The organism is Pseudorhodobacter sp. MZDSW-24AT (assembly GCF_002794355.1).
Taxonomy (GTDB): Bacteria; Pseudomonadota; Alphaproteobacteria; order Rhodobacterales; family Rhodobacteraceae; genus Pseudotabrizicola.
Window position 1 is genome coordinate 163,159 of the sequence record NZ_PGOI01000013.1, and the last position, 14,855, is coordinate 178,013.

Here is a 14,855-nt window from a genome sequence, read left to right on the forward strand (position 1 = left end):
TATGTCCACAAAAAACCCGCAGCGGGGAATTTTCTTTTCAGCACAAATGCATAGGGAAGATGGTCCCCCTCTGACAAGAGCGGCGGCAGGGATTGGGATGCAAAACACGGCTTGCCGTAACGGAACCCGCCGCATCCTGCGGCGGCGGCATCGTCACCGGCCACGCATCTGAAAGCTGTTGGTCCTTACCTTGCCCCTGCCGCCTTTGGCGCGCAGCCCAGCGCCCTCCGACCGCAGTCAGGCGCTCATTTCAAGCAAGGGGGCCAACAGCGCGTTGGGAAAGCGCCTTTCCCGCGTCACGGCGAAAAAGGACTCGGCCAAACCGTCCAGTTTTGCGGCCTCAATCAGAATGCCGCGAGCAAGTTCGTCCTGCACGACGATGGGCGGGATGACAGCCAACCCCGCATCCTCACGCGCCAAAAGGCGCAACATCGCCATATCGTCAACCTCTGCCGCAAACGAGGGCAAGATCCCAAGACGGCTGACCAACGCATCAAATCCGTCGCGCAAGGCTGTTTCGCGCGTCGGCAGCACAATCGGCTCCCGCGCCAGCAGATCTTTCAGATGCCACGGGCCGGTGCCAAGCCGGGACGGCGTGCCGATCAGGCTGACGGGCTGCTCAGACAGGCGGTGCACCAACCAAGGGCTGGCGGCATCCCGGGGGGGCGCAAGATTGGTAAGGACAACATCCAGCGCCGTCGCCGACAAGCCACGCAACAGCTCTGCCTGACTGCCCGACCGCAAAACGACCTCCACATCGGCCCGCCCGATCAGCGGCTGCAAGAATCGCAGCTGGAAGTTGCGTGACAGCGTTGCAAGCGCGCCGACCCGCAACACCTGCCTGCTGCGCCCGGTTTCGCGCAGTGTCGCACTCAGATCCTCGGCGGTGCGAAAGATGGCCTCGGCATGGTCAAGGGCAATGCGACCCGCCTCGGTCAACACCAAAACCCGCCCCCGGCGCTCAAACAAATCATGGCCAAGTGTTTGTTCCAACGTGCGAATCTGCGTCGACAACGCAGACTGCGACAGGTTGAGCCGCCGCGCGGCGGCGGTAAGCGACTCCTCCGTCGCCACGGCGCGAAACAGACGCAAGTGATGCAGGTTGATCTGAGCCATCGTTCTATTTTATCAAAGTTATTCGCAGATAATATGTATTTTTCTGATTTCACGCCAGCGACTATCTCCTCCTCAGCCCCCTGTTCTGATGCGGAGATGATCATGGACCCTCTGTCGCTGGCCCCCTTGCCGCTTACCGCGGCTGCTGCCTTTGCCGCGCTGCGGCCCGGCCGCCGACCGCAGGCCGTTCCCCTGCTGGCCGAGGCTGCGGCCCTGTCGGCACTGGCCCTCTCTGTGGCCGCCGCTGTCTGGCTGATCCTGACCGGCCCTTCCACGTTGACCTTGGGCACCGGCCCTCTGCTCTTGGCGCTCCGCCTTGATGCGGTCAGCGCGGCCATGGGCCTTTTGGTCAGCTTTATCGGATGGATCGTGCTGCGCTACGCGCGCCGGTATATCGATGGGGAGGCCCGCGAGGGCCGGTTCCATGCGCTGATGCTGGCGACATTGGCGGCCGTTCTGGTGCTGGTCCAATCGGCAAGCCTTGCCATGCTGGTGCTGAGCTTTCTGACCACCGGCCTGTGTCTGCGCCAGCTTCTTCTGTTTTACCCCGAGCGGCCGCAAGCGCAGCGCGCCGCGCGCAAGTTTACGCTGGTTTGGGGCGCAGGCGATGCGGCGCTTGCGGGGGCGGCTTTGCTGCTCTGGTTTGCGTTCGGCACAGCCGATGTGCAGGCCATCCAGACGGCAGCCGCCGCTGGCCTGCCACCGCTTGCTCAGGGTGCGGCGGCGCTTCTGGTTCTTGCGGCCATTCTCAAGACTGCGGCCTTTCCGGTGCATGGCTGGCTCACCGAGGTGATGGAAGCGCCCACCCCCGTGTCGGCCGTGCTGCATGCCGGGGTTATCAACGCCGGTGGATTGCTGTTGATCCGGATGGCCGATGTGGTTCAGTCAAGCCCCGGTGCGATGGCGGCGCTTGTGATGATCGGCGGGCTTACCGCCCTGTTTGGTGCGGTCGTCATGCTGACGCAATCCGCGGTCAAAACAGCGCTCGCTTGGTCGACCGTGTCGCAGATGGGCTTTTTGCTGCTGCAATGCGGCCTCGGCCTCTGGGCCTTGGCGCTGCTCCACATCGTGGCGCATGCGCTGTACAAGGCCCACGCCTTCCTCTCGTCGGGCAGCGCGATCCAAAGGATCGCGGCGGCGCGCAAGGCGGGGCCTGTTGCTGTGCCCGGGCTCCGGGCCGTCGCTCTGGCGTTCCTGTTTGCCATTCTGCTTTTCACGGGCGTGGCCACCGCATTCATCGCGATGGGCGGCGAGAAATCTTTGCAAGCCCTCGCGCTGGGCATGATCCTCGTGTTCGGTGTTGCCTATCTGGTGGCGCAGGGCCTTGCGGACACCGCCCCCTTGGCCTTGACCTTGCGCACCGCTGCCGCCTCTGTCGGCGCTGCCACTGCCTATTTCACCTTCCACACGCTCGCAGCCGCGCTTTGGGGCCATGCAGTGCCCCCGGCACCCAGCGTCGGACCTTTGGAGTGGGCGCTTCTCGTGCTGGCCCTTTTGTCCTTCGGGGCTGTGGCGGTCGCACAATCATTGCTCCCGCACTGGGCGCACCATCCTGCGGTGGCAGGGCTGCGGGTGCATCTGGCAAATGGGCTGTATCTGAACGCGCTGTTTGACCGGCTGATCCACAGCCCGAACACGAACAAATCCCTTTAATCCCCCCAGCCCCGGAGATCTTCCATGTTTCATGCACCGATCACCATTGCCCCTGCCCGGATCGCGGGTCTGCTGAAGGCCGCCACATCTGCCGCGCGCGCCATCCCCCCTGCCTTCCCTCTCACCGCGACCGTCGCCGTCAACCCTTTCCTTGGGCAGACCGATGAAGATCTGGCCACCGCCGCCGCGCGCCTTGAACGGGTCGCGGGCGCAAGGCTGACACGGCCACGCCCGGCGGTCGCATCTGACGTTTTGGCAGGAAAGATCAGCGATGACGATCTGGCCACCGCCCTTCTGGCCAGCCGCGCGCCGCTCAAGCCGCGTGATCTTGCCTTGCTCAAGGCGAAACTGGCCACAGACGCGCCGCCGCCCAAGTCGCTGCCCACAGTGGCGGATCTGGCAGCCCGGGCCACCGGCACGGACTGGCCCGACCTGATCGAGCGCAGCTTCGGGCTTTGGGCGGCCGCTTACTTTGATCTTGGTCAGGCCTTCTGGACCCCTGCCCCGCGGCAAGGTGCCCTTGCCGCTTGGCGCGACTGGGCGGCGCATGATCTGTCGCCCGAGATCGCAGGGCTTCACGGTTTTTGCGCCTCTGCCGCCGCCTCTCCCGACAACGCGCAAGGCGTTATCCTGCGCGCGGCAGAAACCTTGCAGATCACCGAAGCGGCGGCTCCCACGCTGTTTCACCGGCTTTACATGGAAATGGGCGGCTGGGCGCAGCACGCGCGCTGGCTTTTGTGGGAAGCCGAGCGCAAGGGCAGCAGTGACACAACCCTGCTTGATCTGCTTGCGATCCGCCTGATCTGGGAAGAGGCGCTCCTGCAACATGCCCCGCAAGTGACCGCGAAATGGGCTGAAACACGCGCCCGGCACACGGCCCCCGTCGCCCCGACAGCGGATCATGTGCTTGATGCGATTTTGCAGGAGGCGTCAGAACGGGCCCATCAGCGCTGGCTCTCCGGGCAGGTCGCACGGCCAAAGGCCGAGACGGGCCGCCCGCTCCTTCAGGCCGCATTCTGCATCGATGTGCGCTCCGAGGTGTTTCGCCGCGCCCTCGAGACCGTAGACCCACGCATCGCCACCATTGGCTTTGCGGGCTTCTTTGGCCTGCCGCTGGCCCATCGGGCCCATGGGTCTGCCGAAGTCACAGCACATTTGCCGGTCCTTCTGGCGCCGAGCCTGACCTCCTCCAACCAAGCCTCCCCCGCAGTCGAGGACGCCACACGCATCGTGGCACGCGCAACCCGGGCTTGGGGGCGCTTCCGGCAAGCCGCCGTCTCCTCCTTTGCTTTCGTCGAGGCGGCTGGACCCGTTTACGGGATGAAGCTGATGAAAGATGCGCTGGGGCGGCACGAAAAGGCGCAACCCACACCCGCGCCGCGCTTTGACACAGCATGGTCGCCCGAGGCCAAGGTGGCCACCGCGGCGGCGATCCTCAAGGCCATGAGCATGACGACAGGTCATGCCCGGCTTGTGCTGCTGCTCGGGCATGGCGCCACGGCGCGGAATAACCCCCATGAAAGCGCCTATCATTGCGGCGCTTGCGGCGGGCAAACGGGTGAGGTTTCGGCACGCCTACTGGCAACCTTGCTGAACGATCCCGAAACGCGGGCCGGACTGCCTGCGCATGGGATTGTGCTGCCCGCAGATACGGTTTTCCTTGCTGGCTTGCACGACACAACCACCGACCACATCACCCTTCATGAAGACGGTCTCGGGGCGGACCATGCGGCCGACCTGCAGGCGGCGCAAAAGATGCTGGCGCGCGCGGCGGAATTGGCGCGGGCGGAACGGGCCTTCCGGCTCCCGGGTGCGACGGCTCAAACCGTCGCCAAACGCGCGCATGACTGGGCCGAGGTGCGCCCGGAATGGGGGCTTGCTGGCTGTTCCGCCTTTATCGCCGCGCCGCGCGCGATCACGGCAGGGTCAGATTTGCAAGGCCGCGCCTTTCTTCACAGCTATGACTGGCAGACAGACACCGATTTCTCCACGCTCAATCTGATCCTCACCGCGCCCGTGGTGGTCGCAAGCTGGATCAGCCTGCAATACTACGCCTCGACCGTCGCGCCGGAAACCTTTGGGGGCGGCAACAAGCTGCTCCACAATGTCGTGGGCGGGATCGGCGTGGTGCAAGGCAATGGCGGGATGTTGCGCGCGGGCCTGCCATGGCAAAGCGTTCATGACGGCATGCAGCCCGTCCATGACCCGCTGCGCCTGTCTGTCCTGATCGAAGCGCCAACGGCCGCCATGTCCGATATTTTGGCGCGCCACAACGAGCTGCGCCACCTGTTCGACAATGGTTGGCTGCATCTTCTGGCCTTGGAGGACGGAAAAATCGTTGCCCGCTACCGCCCGGGACTTGTGTGGGAGCCAGAAAGACCGGCGGCGCTGGCGGAGGAAGCGCCGCGCACACTGCCCTTTGTCGCCTGACGTCACGGCGCGCATGCCCGCTCTTGGCAGGCTTGCGCGCCCTGAGCACTCTTGTGGGTGCCAACGCTTCGCCGTTCAGATCTTCCGGCGCTCCCCTTCCCTGCAAGCGTGCTTCGGACTCATCCGCCAAAGCGCGGGTTTTTGCACCGCTTGCGGACCTTCGCCGCAAATACTGCCTTGCGCGGGCATCAGGCCTGATGCCCGCACTCTGCCCCTGACGTCTCATCAGCGGATGCGCCCACGTCGCAGGACCCACGGAACCAATCCCGCCCCCATGGATTGGTTCAGCACCCCAAGTGACAGGAGCATCCCATGGCTGAACGTGACAAAACAACCGTGCCTTCCGAAACCACGCGGCCAGAAGATGAGCAGGTGCCTGTGTTTGACCGAGCGCAAGATGATCTTCCTTGGCCGCAGGAAGACACGCTCAATGCCGACAGCGAAGGCAATGTGCTGCCCGGCAACGATCCTCTGGACGAAGACCCGACCGACAATGGCGATCAAGAGCAATTCGATCCGGAAGACATCGCCCGCAAACGCGCTTTGGGCTCACCTCTCAAACCCTAAGCGTCGGGTCTTGTCGCCACGCGCGCGCAGCCCCGTCGTCGGGCGTTTCGGTGGACCGGAGGGACACCCGGCAAGCGCCGAAATCCCGCCATGCACAACAGCCCGAGGCCCGCTCAAAAGCGCCTCGGGCGCTCCGTCAACAACGCGATACAGGCAAAGCACGCTGTGAGCCCCCAAAGGTGCCACAGGCCGCTTTGCAGATCCGCCAACGATGCCCCCATCTGGGTCACACGCACCAAGGCATCAATCGCAGGCGTTGACGGAATGACTTGCGCCACAAGGTTCAGACCGGGCGGAATCGCCTCCACCGGCCATGCAAAGCCGGACAGGAAAAAGAACGGCAGCCCCACCGCCAGCAGCACCACCTGCACCACTTCGCCGCGCCGGAAAATCGCCGCAACGATTTGCGCCAAAAGCCCTGTCGCAAGCACAAATGGCAAACCCAAAAACAGCACAGACGCCGTCTCACCCAGATGCGGCAAACCGTAGACCCAAGGCAGCACGATCAAATAGACGGGAAGGATCCCTGCATAGGCGATCGTCCATGCCAGCATTCGCCCTATCAGCCGCCAGATCGGATGCATGTCGCTTGGCCCGCGCCGTGTTGCCACCAAGGCCAGTCCCATCAGCATGGTTTGCTGCAAGATCAGCACGAATGCCGCAGGCAAGACATAGGTGGCATATCCCGCCACCGGGTTGAACAGCGGCACTTCCACCTGCGAGACGGGGCTCACCTGCGCCAAGGCCACCTCGGGCGCCGTGCCTTGTCCGATCAACCGACCGATTTCCACCTCGGCCCCCATCTGGCGCAGCGGCACGCCCGCGCCCTGCATGACGCGCTGATACATCAAAAAATAGCTGGCATCGCCATAAAGCGCGACCGGGCTTTGGTTGCCGCGCAGCAGCGCGCGTTCAAAGCCTTCGGGGATCACCATGACCCCATAGGCCTTGCGCGCCTGCACAAGACGCGTGGCCACGACCATATCGGGCGCATCTTCGGTCAGCGCCACCGCTTCCGAAGCGTCAACCCGCCGCGCAAGCTCGGCCGAAGAGGTCGAGCGGTCCAGATCCACCAGAACCACCGGAACGTCGCGCAACACTTCAGCGCGATACGGCAATGGGTAGATCAAGGCATAGATGACCAGCGACAGAAGCAGGATCAACCGCACCTGCGGATCTGCGAACATGCCGCGCCATTCCGCGCGAAAAGATGCCAGAACCGCCTTCATGAGGACGCCATGGCTGTATCGCGCAGCCCTTTCAGACGGGCAAGCACGGCAAGCCCCAACACCAAGGCAAGGATCGCCAACCAGACGACAGACCACACCGAAATGTCCAAAGGCGTGGCCCGCAACGACTGGTCAATCCGCAACTGCACATACCATGTGCCCGGGATCAACGCGCCCCAACCTTGCGCCAGTTGCGACATTGCCTCACGCGGGAACCCAAGCCCCATGAAGCCGAAGGCGGGCGCTGTCACGATCGCGATCAGGCTTGCCGCACGGCCCATGTCGCGCGTCATCACAAAGGCCAAAGCGCCAATCAACTGAACGCTCAGAATGAACAACACAGCGCCCGTCGCCATCAACAGAAAAGACCCGCGCAACGGCACGCCAAGCCAACCATACAGCACCAGATCGGATACCGCCAAGATCGTCAGGAAAATCAAGGTATAAGGCAGGATCTTCCCCAGCATCGCCGGCAAAAGGCCACCGGCCATCCTTGCCAACACGCGCGGATGGCGGCCAAGGCCGAAATCCAGCGAAATCGCATAGGCGGTCGCGGCCGCCGCGATGATCTGCAACACCGTCGGAACCAGTGCCGCCAGCAGGAAATGCACATAATCGAAAGCCGGATTGAACAGGGCATGCGCCTGCAGCGGAATGGGCTGAATGCGGACAAGCGCCTGAACCGATGCCTCGCCCTGCCCCTGCCGGATCGACAGCCGCAGCCCCGCCAGCGCGGTGTCGATGGCGTTGCGCGCCCCACGCGCCACCATAGACCCTGCGCTCATGTGCTGGTTGTCATAAAAGGTCACGATCTCGGGGCGGGCGCCGCGCAAAACGTCGCGCTCCAGCCCCTGCGGCAAATAGACAGCGCCGCGCACCGCTCCTTGGACAATCAGGGCACGCGCGGCGCTCAGGCTCAACGCCTGCTCCCGCACCACGATCTCGGGTGTGGCATCCAGCATCCGCGTGATAGACCGCGACAGATCCGAACGGTCCAGATCCACCACCACCATGGCCATCCCGGTGGGAATGCCCGCGCGGAAAATCCCGATCATGATCAGCAGCAGCATCAGCGGCAGAACCAGCGCCAGCCCGGCCAACGCGGGGCGTCGCAAGAACAGCCGGAATTCGCGCAGCATGACCGCCAACATCGCTTATCTGTCCAGCGAAATCAGCGCAGACATTCCCGGGCGCAGGCCGGAAACCGGCGCCACCGGGCGCGCCCGAACCTCAAAGCTGCGCAAGTCAAAATCACCCGTCGCACGGGTGGCGCGCCAGCTTGCGAATTGTCCTTGCACATTGATCAGCGTGATCTCCGCCTCCAGATCCCGCGCCAGCGCCGGCACATGCACGGAAAGCGTCGTCCCGACCTCCAGCCCCGTCAGCAGATCCTCGCGCAAGTTGAAGGTGAACCACGCCTGTTCCAGATCAACAATCGTGAACAGGGGCGCACCCGGACCGATGTTCTCTCCCAGTTCGATCAGTCGCGCGGAAATCTCGCCGCTCAAGGGTGCAAAAATGGTCAGCTCGTCCAGATCGGCCTGACGCTGCGCAAGCGCCGCTTCCGCCTGCGCCACTTGCGCGGCCGCCACTTCGCGTTCCTCCTCCGACGCGCCGGCACGGGCAAGGTCAAGCTGCGCCTGCGCCGCCTCGACCCGGCGCGCGGCGGTGTCGACGTTCCGCGTGGTCTGATCGATCACCGCCTGTGGCCGCAGGCCTTGCCCGGCCAAAGCCGTGTCGCGTGCGACCTGTTCTTCGGCAAGGCGCAAATCGGCTGCCGCTGCCGCCAGTTCCGCCTCCCGTGCGCGGATGACCTCGGGCCTTGTCGCCCCGGCAGCGGCCTCCGAGGCCCGTGCCACCTCCAGCCCGGATGCCGCCGCCGCATGGGCGGTCACCAGTTGCGGGTTGGAGAGCCGTGTCAGGACCTGCCCGGCCTCGATCCGGCCACCCAAATCCGCCGCCAGTTCCGTCACGCGACCCGACGCCCGCGCCGAGACATCGACCCGCGGTGCCGCGACCTCCCCTTGAATCAACAAGGGCCCCGGTCGGCTGACCCACCAGACCGCTCCGGCAATGAACGCGACGATAAGAAGGAACAGCACCACTGGGGCTGCGGATGTTTTGGTCAGGCGTTGCTGAGTTGGCATCGGTCAGGCTTTCCTGAAAGTGAAATCGCGAATCCTACAATTGACCTACGGGCCGCACGAAAGGATGACAATCAGCGCGGCGCGTATCTTCACGTCAGACAACGCAGTTTGCACAGACCATGTCGCCCCGCCCTCCCCGATGGAACGGTTCTCGGAATGCCGCGTTGCCAAGGGCAGCGCAAAGAGGACAACATGTCAACATTCAAAACCGTCAATCCGGCCACCGGCAAAGACCTGCAGACGTATCACCTGATGTCGCGGAACGAAGCGATGGAGCGCGTGGAGGCCTGCCATGCGGCCTTCGAGGATTGGCGGGGGCTGACGCATCTTGAACGGGCGGCCCATCTGAAACAGATCGCCCAAACCTTGCGGGACCATGCGGATGAGCTGGCGACATTGATGACGCAGGAAACCGGCAAGCTGCTGAAAGACGGCAAGACCGAAGTCGAGATCTGCGCGCAGATCTGCGATTACACGGCCCAGCACGGCCCTGACCTTTTGGCAGATGAAGACCGCACCTACGGCCCCGACCAGAAAAGAAGCGTGGTCAGCTATCAGCCAGTCGGTGTGATTTATTCGATCCAGCCTTGGAATTTTCCGCTCTACCAGCCGATCCGCGTGCTGGCGGCCAATTTGATGGCAGGCAACGGATGCGTGCTTAAACATGCCAGCATCTGCACCGGCACCGGCCTGCGTCTGCGCGAATTGTGTATCAAGGCGGGGCTGCCAGAAGACCTGTTTCAGGTAATCCTGATCGATCACGACACAAGTGACGCATTGATCGCCCATCCCAAGGTGCGGGGCGTCACGCTCACCGGCAGTGACGCTGCCGGACGGCACGTCGGCGCGGTGGCCGGAAAGGCTTTGAAAAAGACGGTGCTCGAACTCGGCTCCAATGATGCCTACCTTGTCCTTGAAGACGCCGACATCGAAACCGCCGTCAAGTTTTCGGTCATGGGGCGGCTTTACAACAACGGTGAAACCTGTGTTTCGGCGAAGCGCTTCATCGTGACGGAAAAAGTCTACGATGATTTCGTCGCGGCGTTTGTCGCGCAAATGCAGGCAATCCGCATGGGCGATCCCACCGATGCCGACACGCAACTTGGGCCGCTGTCCAGCACGGATCAGTTCGAGACCGTCAAGAAGCAGGTCGAAGACAGCGTGGCGCGCGGCGCCAAAATCCTGTGTGGCGGCAACCCTGCAAAGGATGCCGGAGCCTATTACCCCGCCACCGTTCTGGCCGACCTTGCCCCCGGAATGCCTGCCTATGACGACGAGATCTTTGGTCCTGTCGCCTCGGTCATCCGCGCCAAAGACGATGACAATGCCATGCGCCTCGCCAACGAAAGCCGCTATGGCTTGGGGGGCGGTATCTTCACGCAAGATCAGGATCGCGCCTTTGCCTTGGCGCGCGATCATTTCGATACCGGCATGGTCCGCATCAACTCCTTCGGCGCGATGGACCCAAACATGCCTTTCGGTGGCGTCAAGGATTCGGGCTATGGCCGCGAACATGGCGGTTTCGGGATGAAGGAATTCGTAAACGTGAAGGCGATCTTCTTGCCCTAAGCCGCAAGGCCTGCCATCGGGGCAGGCCTCGCTGAGTGCACGCCACGGAAACGTGGCGTGCTCAATCATTTGAACCCTATGTGACGCAAAGGACCGCAGATCATGCCCTCCCCTGACACCGTCAACCGCAAATTCGTTCTTGCACAGCGCCCGAAGGGCGAGCCTGACGATCAGACGCTGCGCCTTGAGACAGAGGCCGTCCCGACCCCGTCCCATGGGCAGATGCTGCTGCGCAACGAATATCTCTCGCTTGATCCCTATATGCGCGGCCGCATGAGCGATGCGCCGTCCTACGCCGCACCGGTCGAGATCGGCGCCGTCATGGTGGGCGGCACAGTGGCGCAAGTCGTGTCGTCCGATGTCAATGGCTTTGCCCCGGGCGATTGGGTGCAGGCTTTCGGCGGCTGGCAGGATTACGCGCTTTCCGATGGCAAGGGCGTGGTGAACATGGGCAAGTCCCCTGACCATCCTTCTTGGGCGCTTGGGGTCTTGGGAATGCCGGGGCTGACAGCCTGGACAGGGCTCACCCAGATCGGGGAACCCAAGGCAGGCGAGACGCTGGTCGTGGCGGGCGCTAGCGGGCCGGTGGGGGCCACGGTCGGACAGATTGGCAAAATCTTGGGCCTTCGCGTCGTGGGCATCGCAGGGGGCAGCGAGAAATGCGCCCATGTCGTTGACACGCTCGGCTTTGATGCCTGCATCGATTACAAGTCAGCCCGCTTTGCCGAAGCTCTCAAGGCCGCCGTTCCCGATGGCATCGACATCTATTTTGAAAACGTTGGCGGCGCCGTCTTTGATGCCGTGATGCCGCTTCTGAACACGCGCGCGCGCTTGCCGATCTGCGGCCTGATCTCACAATATAACGCGACCGCTTTGCCCGAGGGGCCGGATCGTCTGAACCAGCTGCTCGGCCTTATCCTGCGCAAGCGCCTGACGGTGCGGGGCTTCATCGTCTATGATGATTTTGGCCATCTCTATCCCGAATTTGCCCGGCAGATGGGCGCTTGGGTTTCCGAGGGAAAGATCCAGTATCGCGAAGAGATGATCCACGGGCTGGAGCAAGCGCCAGCGGCCTTTCGCGGCCTGCTTCGCGGCGAAGCCTTTGGCAAGCGCGTGGTCAAACTGCGGCCCTGACCACCGCACCCAGACCACCGGCGCGCTTTTTCCAAAGGCGCGCCGGTGGGACCGCCGCACCAAAGCCACCGAATTTCACGCTTTTGTGACGTCAGATCACGGCCACCCTCTGTTAAGAAACAAATCATGAACATACACTCTGTTCATGGCACAGAAAACTCTTCAGCAAAAACTGGCGATTCTCGCCGATGCGGCGAAATACGATGCCTCTTGCGCGTCTTCGGGCGGGGAAAAGCGGAACTCGCGCGATGGCAAGGGTCTGGGGTCGTCGGGCGGGTCCGGGATCTGCCACGCCTATGCGCCAGACGGGCGGTGTATTTCCCTGCTCAAGATCCTGATGACGAATTTCTGCATTTACGATTGCGTGTATTGCGTCAACCGGGTCTCAAGTCACGTGCAACGCGCGCGCTTTACCGTCGACGAAGTCGTGCAGCTGACGGTGGAATTTTACCGGCGAAATTACATAGAAGGCCTGTTTCTGTCGTCGGGCATCATCCGCTCACCCGATGACACGATGGCCGATATGGTCCGCATCGCGCAGACACTGCGCGAAAGGGAAAACTTTCGGGGGTATATACACCTCAAAACCATTCCGGACGCAGCGCCCGAGTTGATTGAAGCGGCCGGAAAATGGGCGGACCGCCTGTCGATCAATGTCGAACTGCCGACGGAACAAGCCCTGACAACGCTCGCGCCCGAAAAATCGGCGCAGACCATCCGCCGCGCGATGGCCGATGTGCGCAGCCGCCGCGAAGCCTCACAGGATGTCAGCCTGCGGGGAAAGCGGCCCACGCGTTTTGCCCCTGCGGGCCAGTCCACGCAGATGATCGTCGGGGCAGACAGCGCCACCGATGGCCAGATCCTCGGCACGGCGTCGCAACTCTATGGCTCTTACAAACTGGGAAGGGTCTATTATTCTGCCTTTTCTCCCATCCCAGACAGTTCGCGCCTGCTGCCCCTGATCCGCCCCCCCTTGATGCGCGAGCACCGCTTGTATCAGGCCGATTGGATGATGCGGTTCTACGGATTCTCGCATGATGAGATTGCCCCGAAGTCGGGCATGCTCGATCTGGCGATCGATCCCAAATTGGCTTGGGCCTTGGCCAACCGGCAGCATTTCCCGGTGGATGTGAACACGGCCCCGAAAGAAATGCTCTTGCGTGTTCCCGGGTTTGGGCCGCGCTCGGTGCAACGCATGCTGACCGCACGGAAGCATCGCACCTTGCGTTATGAAGATCTGGTTCCGCTCGGCTGCGTCTTGCGCAGCGCCCGCCCTTTCATCTCCCTGCCCGGTTGGTCGCCGCGCGGCATGGTCGACGATGTCAATCTGCGCGCGCGCTTCGCGCCGCCGCCCGAGCAACTGTCTTTGTTCTGATGCAGCAGATCCAGTTGCCAAAAATCGGAACCGTGGCTGCGTGGCGGTCACATGTGCGCAGGCTTGCGGCCGCGGGAACCCCCGCAGACCATGTTCTGTGGCAGGTAGGGACCGAAGGGACCGATCTTTTCACCGAAGCGGCGCCCGCGCCTGCACAGCCTCCGTCCGCGCGGCCCTCTGCGCCGCTCACGCTGTCACGCGACGCGCTGGTGGCAATCGAGACGGCGCTGTGCCACTCTGACCCGCAGCGATTTGCACGCGCCTATGCCTTGGTTCTGCGGCTGTGGCAGGGTGAAATCCGCTGGGGCGATCGCTCCGATCCCGCTTTGCGCCGCCTGCTGGAGCAGGAAAAGGCGGTCCGGCGGGACATTCACAAGATGCACGCCTTTGTGCGCTTTCGCGAAGTGTCCCCCCCGGGGGCGGCGCGCCGCGCCTTTGCCGCGTGGTTTGAACCGGATCATCCGATCGTCGAGGCCGCGACGCCCTTTTTCGCAAAACGGTTTGGTGACATGGATTGGGTGATCGCCACGCCAACCCTCACCGCGCGTTTCGAGGACGGCGCGCTCACCTTTCAGGAAACTGCAGATCGCGCTCCGCCGCCGGACGATACGACAGAAGCGCTTTGGTGCACGTATTTCTCCAGCATTTTCAACCCCGCGCGATTGATGGTCTCGGCCATGACCTCCGAGATGCCGCGCAAATACTGGAAAAACCTGCCCGAAGCCGCCTTGATCCCCGATCTCATCCGCACGGCGCCAACCCGCGCCAAGGCCATGCAGGACGCGATGCCCACGATCGCATCAGACCATGTCGCGCGCCTGCGCCCGCAACGCCCAGCTCTGGCGGCCGACATCGGCCTTGCGGATCTGAAACCAGCCCTTGATGCCTGCAGGCGGTGCCCGATCGGCGCCTGCGCCACCCAAGGCGTTGCCGGAGAAGGTCCACGCGGCGCGGCCTTGATGATTGTCGGAGAGCAGCCCGGCGACTCCGAAGATCTCGCCGGTCGGCCCTTGGTTGGTCCTGCGGGGCAGGTGTTCGACCGCTGCGCCCGCTCGGCCGGGCTCGACCGAAGCCTGTGCTACATCACCAATGCCGTCAAACATTTCAAATTCACCCCGCGCGGAAAAAAGCGCCTGCACCAGCGTCCAAACCAAGGCGAAGTTTCAGCCTGCAAATGGTGGCTTGATCTGGAACGCCGCGAAGTTGCGCCCAAGCTTCTGGTCGCGCTGGGCGCCACAGCGGCAGGGGCGCTGACGGGTTCAGATGGCCATCTTCTGGCCCGACGCGGCACCGTTGAAACCACCGCCGAAGGCCAACCCGTTCTGATCACGCTGCATCCCTCCTACATCCTGCGCCTGCCAGATCCGGTCGCCCGTGCGCGCGCCGAAGACTTTCTTGTGCAGGATCTGCGGCGCGCGCGAGAGCTCATCGCCCACCCGCCAGACGCGCAAGAGCATCCCACGGCGCGATAAAAGCCAGCGCGTCGCCGTTTGTCAGACACGCCTCTGGAAGGGTGCCCCGCCACGACCGCCCCCAACCAAGGGGGCCAACACAGCGCGCTAAGCGTTTTGCCTGCGCTCATTCCGCCAATGGCCAGAGCGGCGTCTTTCGGCTATGCCTCCAACCCAACCGTCT

Annotated in this window: 11 protein-coding genes; 7 read left to right on the forward strand and 4 right to left on the reverse strand. The window is 63.4% G+C overall.

Annotated elements, in window-relative coordinates; all coding sequences use genetic code 11:
- Window positions 1-237: 237 nt before the first annotated feature.
- Window positions 238-1,116, reverse strand: coding sequence for a LysR family transcriptional regulator (locus CUR21_RS17495; protein ID WP_100198356.1), 879 nt, complete (start codon window positions 1,114-1,116; stop codon window positions 238-240).
- Between the two features lie 102 nt (window positions 1,117-1,218).
- Here CUR21_RS17495 and CUR21_RS17500 point away from each other — a divergent pair, with 102 nt between their 5' ends.
- The 3 genes from CUR21_RS17500 to CUR21_RS17510 all read left to right on the forward strand — a co-directional run bounded on the left by CUR21_RS17500 (window position 1,219) and on the right by CUR21_RS17510 (window position 5,766).
- Window positions 1,219-2,769, forward strand: a complete 1,551-nt coding sequence (locus CUR21_RS17500; protein WP_369802548.1) for a proton-conducting transporter membrane subunit — start codon at window positions 1,219-1,221, stop codon at window positions 2,767-2,769.
- Between the two features lie 24 nt (window positions 2,770-2,793).
- On the forward strand, window positions 2,794-5,199 hold the full coding sequence (locus CUR21_RS17505; RefSeq protein WP_100198357.1) for a YbcC family protein: 2,406 nt from the start codon (window positions 2,794-2,796) through the stop codon (window positions 5,197-5,199).
- A gap of 312 nt (window positions 5,200-5,511) precedes the next feature.
- The gene (locus CUR21_RS17510; protein ID WP_100198358.1) at window positions 5,512-5,766 is read left to right on the forward strand and encodes a hypothetical protein; all 255 of its coding nucleotides are present in this window, start codon (window positions 5,512-5,514) and stop codon (window positions 5,764-5,766) included.
- A gap of 113 nt (window positions 5,767-5,879) precedes the next feature.
- Here CUR21_RS17510 and CUR21_RS17515 read toward each other — a convergent pair whose 3' ends face one another.
- The 3 genes from CUR21_RS17515 to CUR21_RS17525 are packed head-to-tail and all read right to left on the reverse strand — an operon-like array spanning window position 5,880 to window position 9,142.
- Complete coding sequence (locus CUR21_RS17515; protein ID WP_100198359.1) at window positions 5,880-6,995, reverse strand: ABC transporter permease; 1,116 nt, start codon at window positions 6,993-6,995, stop codon at window positions 5,880-5,882.
- Window positions 6,992-8,146 carry an ABC transporter permease gene (locus tag CUR21_RS17520; protein WP_100198360.1) on the reverse strand — a complete coding sequence of 385 codons (1,155 nt, stop codon included), beginning with the start codon at window positions 8,144-8,146 and terminating at the stop codon, window positions 6,992-6,994. Before CUR21_RS17520 ends, CUR21_RS17515 begins: the two co-directional genes overlap by 4 nt.
- 3 nt (window positions 8,147-8,149) lie before the next feature.
- Complete coding sequence (locus CUR21_RS17525; protein WP_100198361.1) at window positions 8,150-9,142, reverse strand: HlyD family secretion protein; 993 nt, start codon at window positions 9,140-9,142, stop codon at window positions 8,150-8,152.
- 192 nt (window positions 9,143-9,334) lie between these two features.
- Between CUR21_RS17525 and CUR21_RS17530 the strand changes: the two genes are divergently transcribed.
- The 4 genes from CUR21_RS17530 to CUR21_RS17545 all read left to right on the forward strand — a co-directional run bounded on the left by CUR21_RS17530 (window position 9,335) and on the right by CUR21_RS17545 (window position 14,692).
- The gene (locus tag CUR21_RS17530) at window positions 9,335-10,711 is read left to right on the forward strand and encodes an NAD-dependent succinate-semialdehyde dehydrogenase (RefSeq protein WP_100198362.1); all 1,377 of its coding nucleotides are present in this window, start codon (window positions 9,335-9,337) and stop codon (window positions 10,709-10,711) included.
- A 102-nt stretch (window positions 10,712-10,813) separates the two neighbouring features.
- Window positions 10,814-11,845, forward strand: a complete 1,032-nt coding sequence (locus CUR21_RS17535; RefSeq protein WP_100198363.1) for an NADP-dependent oxidoreductase — start codon at window positions 10,814-10,816, stop codon at window positions 11,843-11,845.
- 145 nt (window positions 11,846-11,990) lie between these two features.
- Window positions 11,991-13,220: a putative DNA modification/repair radical SAM protein gene (locus CUR21_RS17540; protein ID WP_100198364.1), complete on the forward strand. Its 1,230-nt coding sequence runs from the start codon at window positions 11,991-11,993 to the stop codon at window positions 13,218-13,220.
- Window positions 13,220-14,692 carry a UdgX family uracil-DNA binding protein gene (locus CUR21_RS17545; RefSeq protein ID WP_100198365.1) on the forward strand — a complete coding sequence of 491 codons (1,473 nt, stop codon included), beginning with the start codon at window positions 13,220-13,222 and terminating at the stop codon, window positions 14,690-14,692. The genes CUR21_RS17540 and CUR21_RS17545 overlap by 1 nt, the downstream gene beginning before the upstream one ends.
- The last annotated feature ends 163 nt before the right edge of the window (window positions 14,693-14,855 follow it).

Excerpts from the sequence above, each read along its gene's own strand:
- CUR21_RS17500 (WP_369802548.1), top strand. The coding sequence starts at position 1,219 with ATGGACCCTCTGTCGCTGGCCCCCTTGCCGCTTACCGCGGCTGCTGCC.
- CUR21_RS17535 (WP_100198363.1), top strand. The coding sequence starts at position 10,814 with ATGCCCTCCCCTGACACCGTCAACCGCAAATTCGTTCTTGCACAGCGC.
- CUR21_RS17515 (WP_100198359.1), bottom strand. The coding sequence starts at position 6,995 with ATGAAGGCGGTTCTGGCATCTTTTCGCGCGGAATGGCGCGGCATGTTC.
- CUR21_RS17540 (WP_100198364.1), top strand. The coding sequence starts at position 11,991 with ATGGCACAGAAAACTCTTCAGCAAAAACTGGCGATTCTCGCCGATGCG.
- CUR21_RS17520 (WP_100198360.1), bottom strand. The coding sequence starts at position 8,146 with ATGTTGGCGGTCATGCTGCGCGAATTCCGGCTGTTCTTGCGACGCCCC.
- CUR21_RS17530 (WP_100198362.1), top strand. The coding sequence starts at position 9,335 with ATGTCAACATTCAAAACCGTCAATCCGGCCACCGGCAAAGACCTGCAG.
- CUR21_RS17510 (WP_100198358.1), top strand. The coding sequence starts at position 5,512 with ATGGCTGAACGTGACAAAACAACCGTGCCTTCCGAAACCACGCGGCCA.
- CUR21_RS17495 (WP_100198356.1), bottom strand. The coding sequence starts at position 1,116 with ATGGCTCAGATCAACCTGCATCACTTGCGTCTGTTTCGCGCCGTGGCG.
- CUR21_RS17545 (WP_100198365.1), top strand. The coding sequence starts at position 13,220 with ATGCAGCAGATCCAGTTGCCAAAAATCGGAACCGTGGCTGCGTGGCGG.
- CUR21_RS17505 (WP_100198357.1), top strand. The coding sequence starts at position 2,794 with ATGTTTCATGCACCGATCACCATTGCCCCTGCCCGGATCGCGGGTCTG.
- CUR21_RS17525 (WP_100198361.1), bottom strand. The coding sequence starts at position 9,142 with ATGCCAACTCAGCAACGCCTGACCAAAACATCCGCAGCCCCAGTGGTG.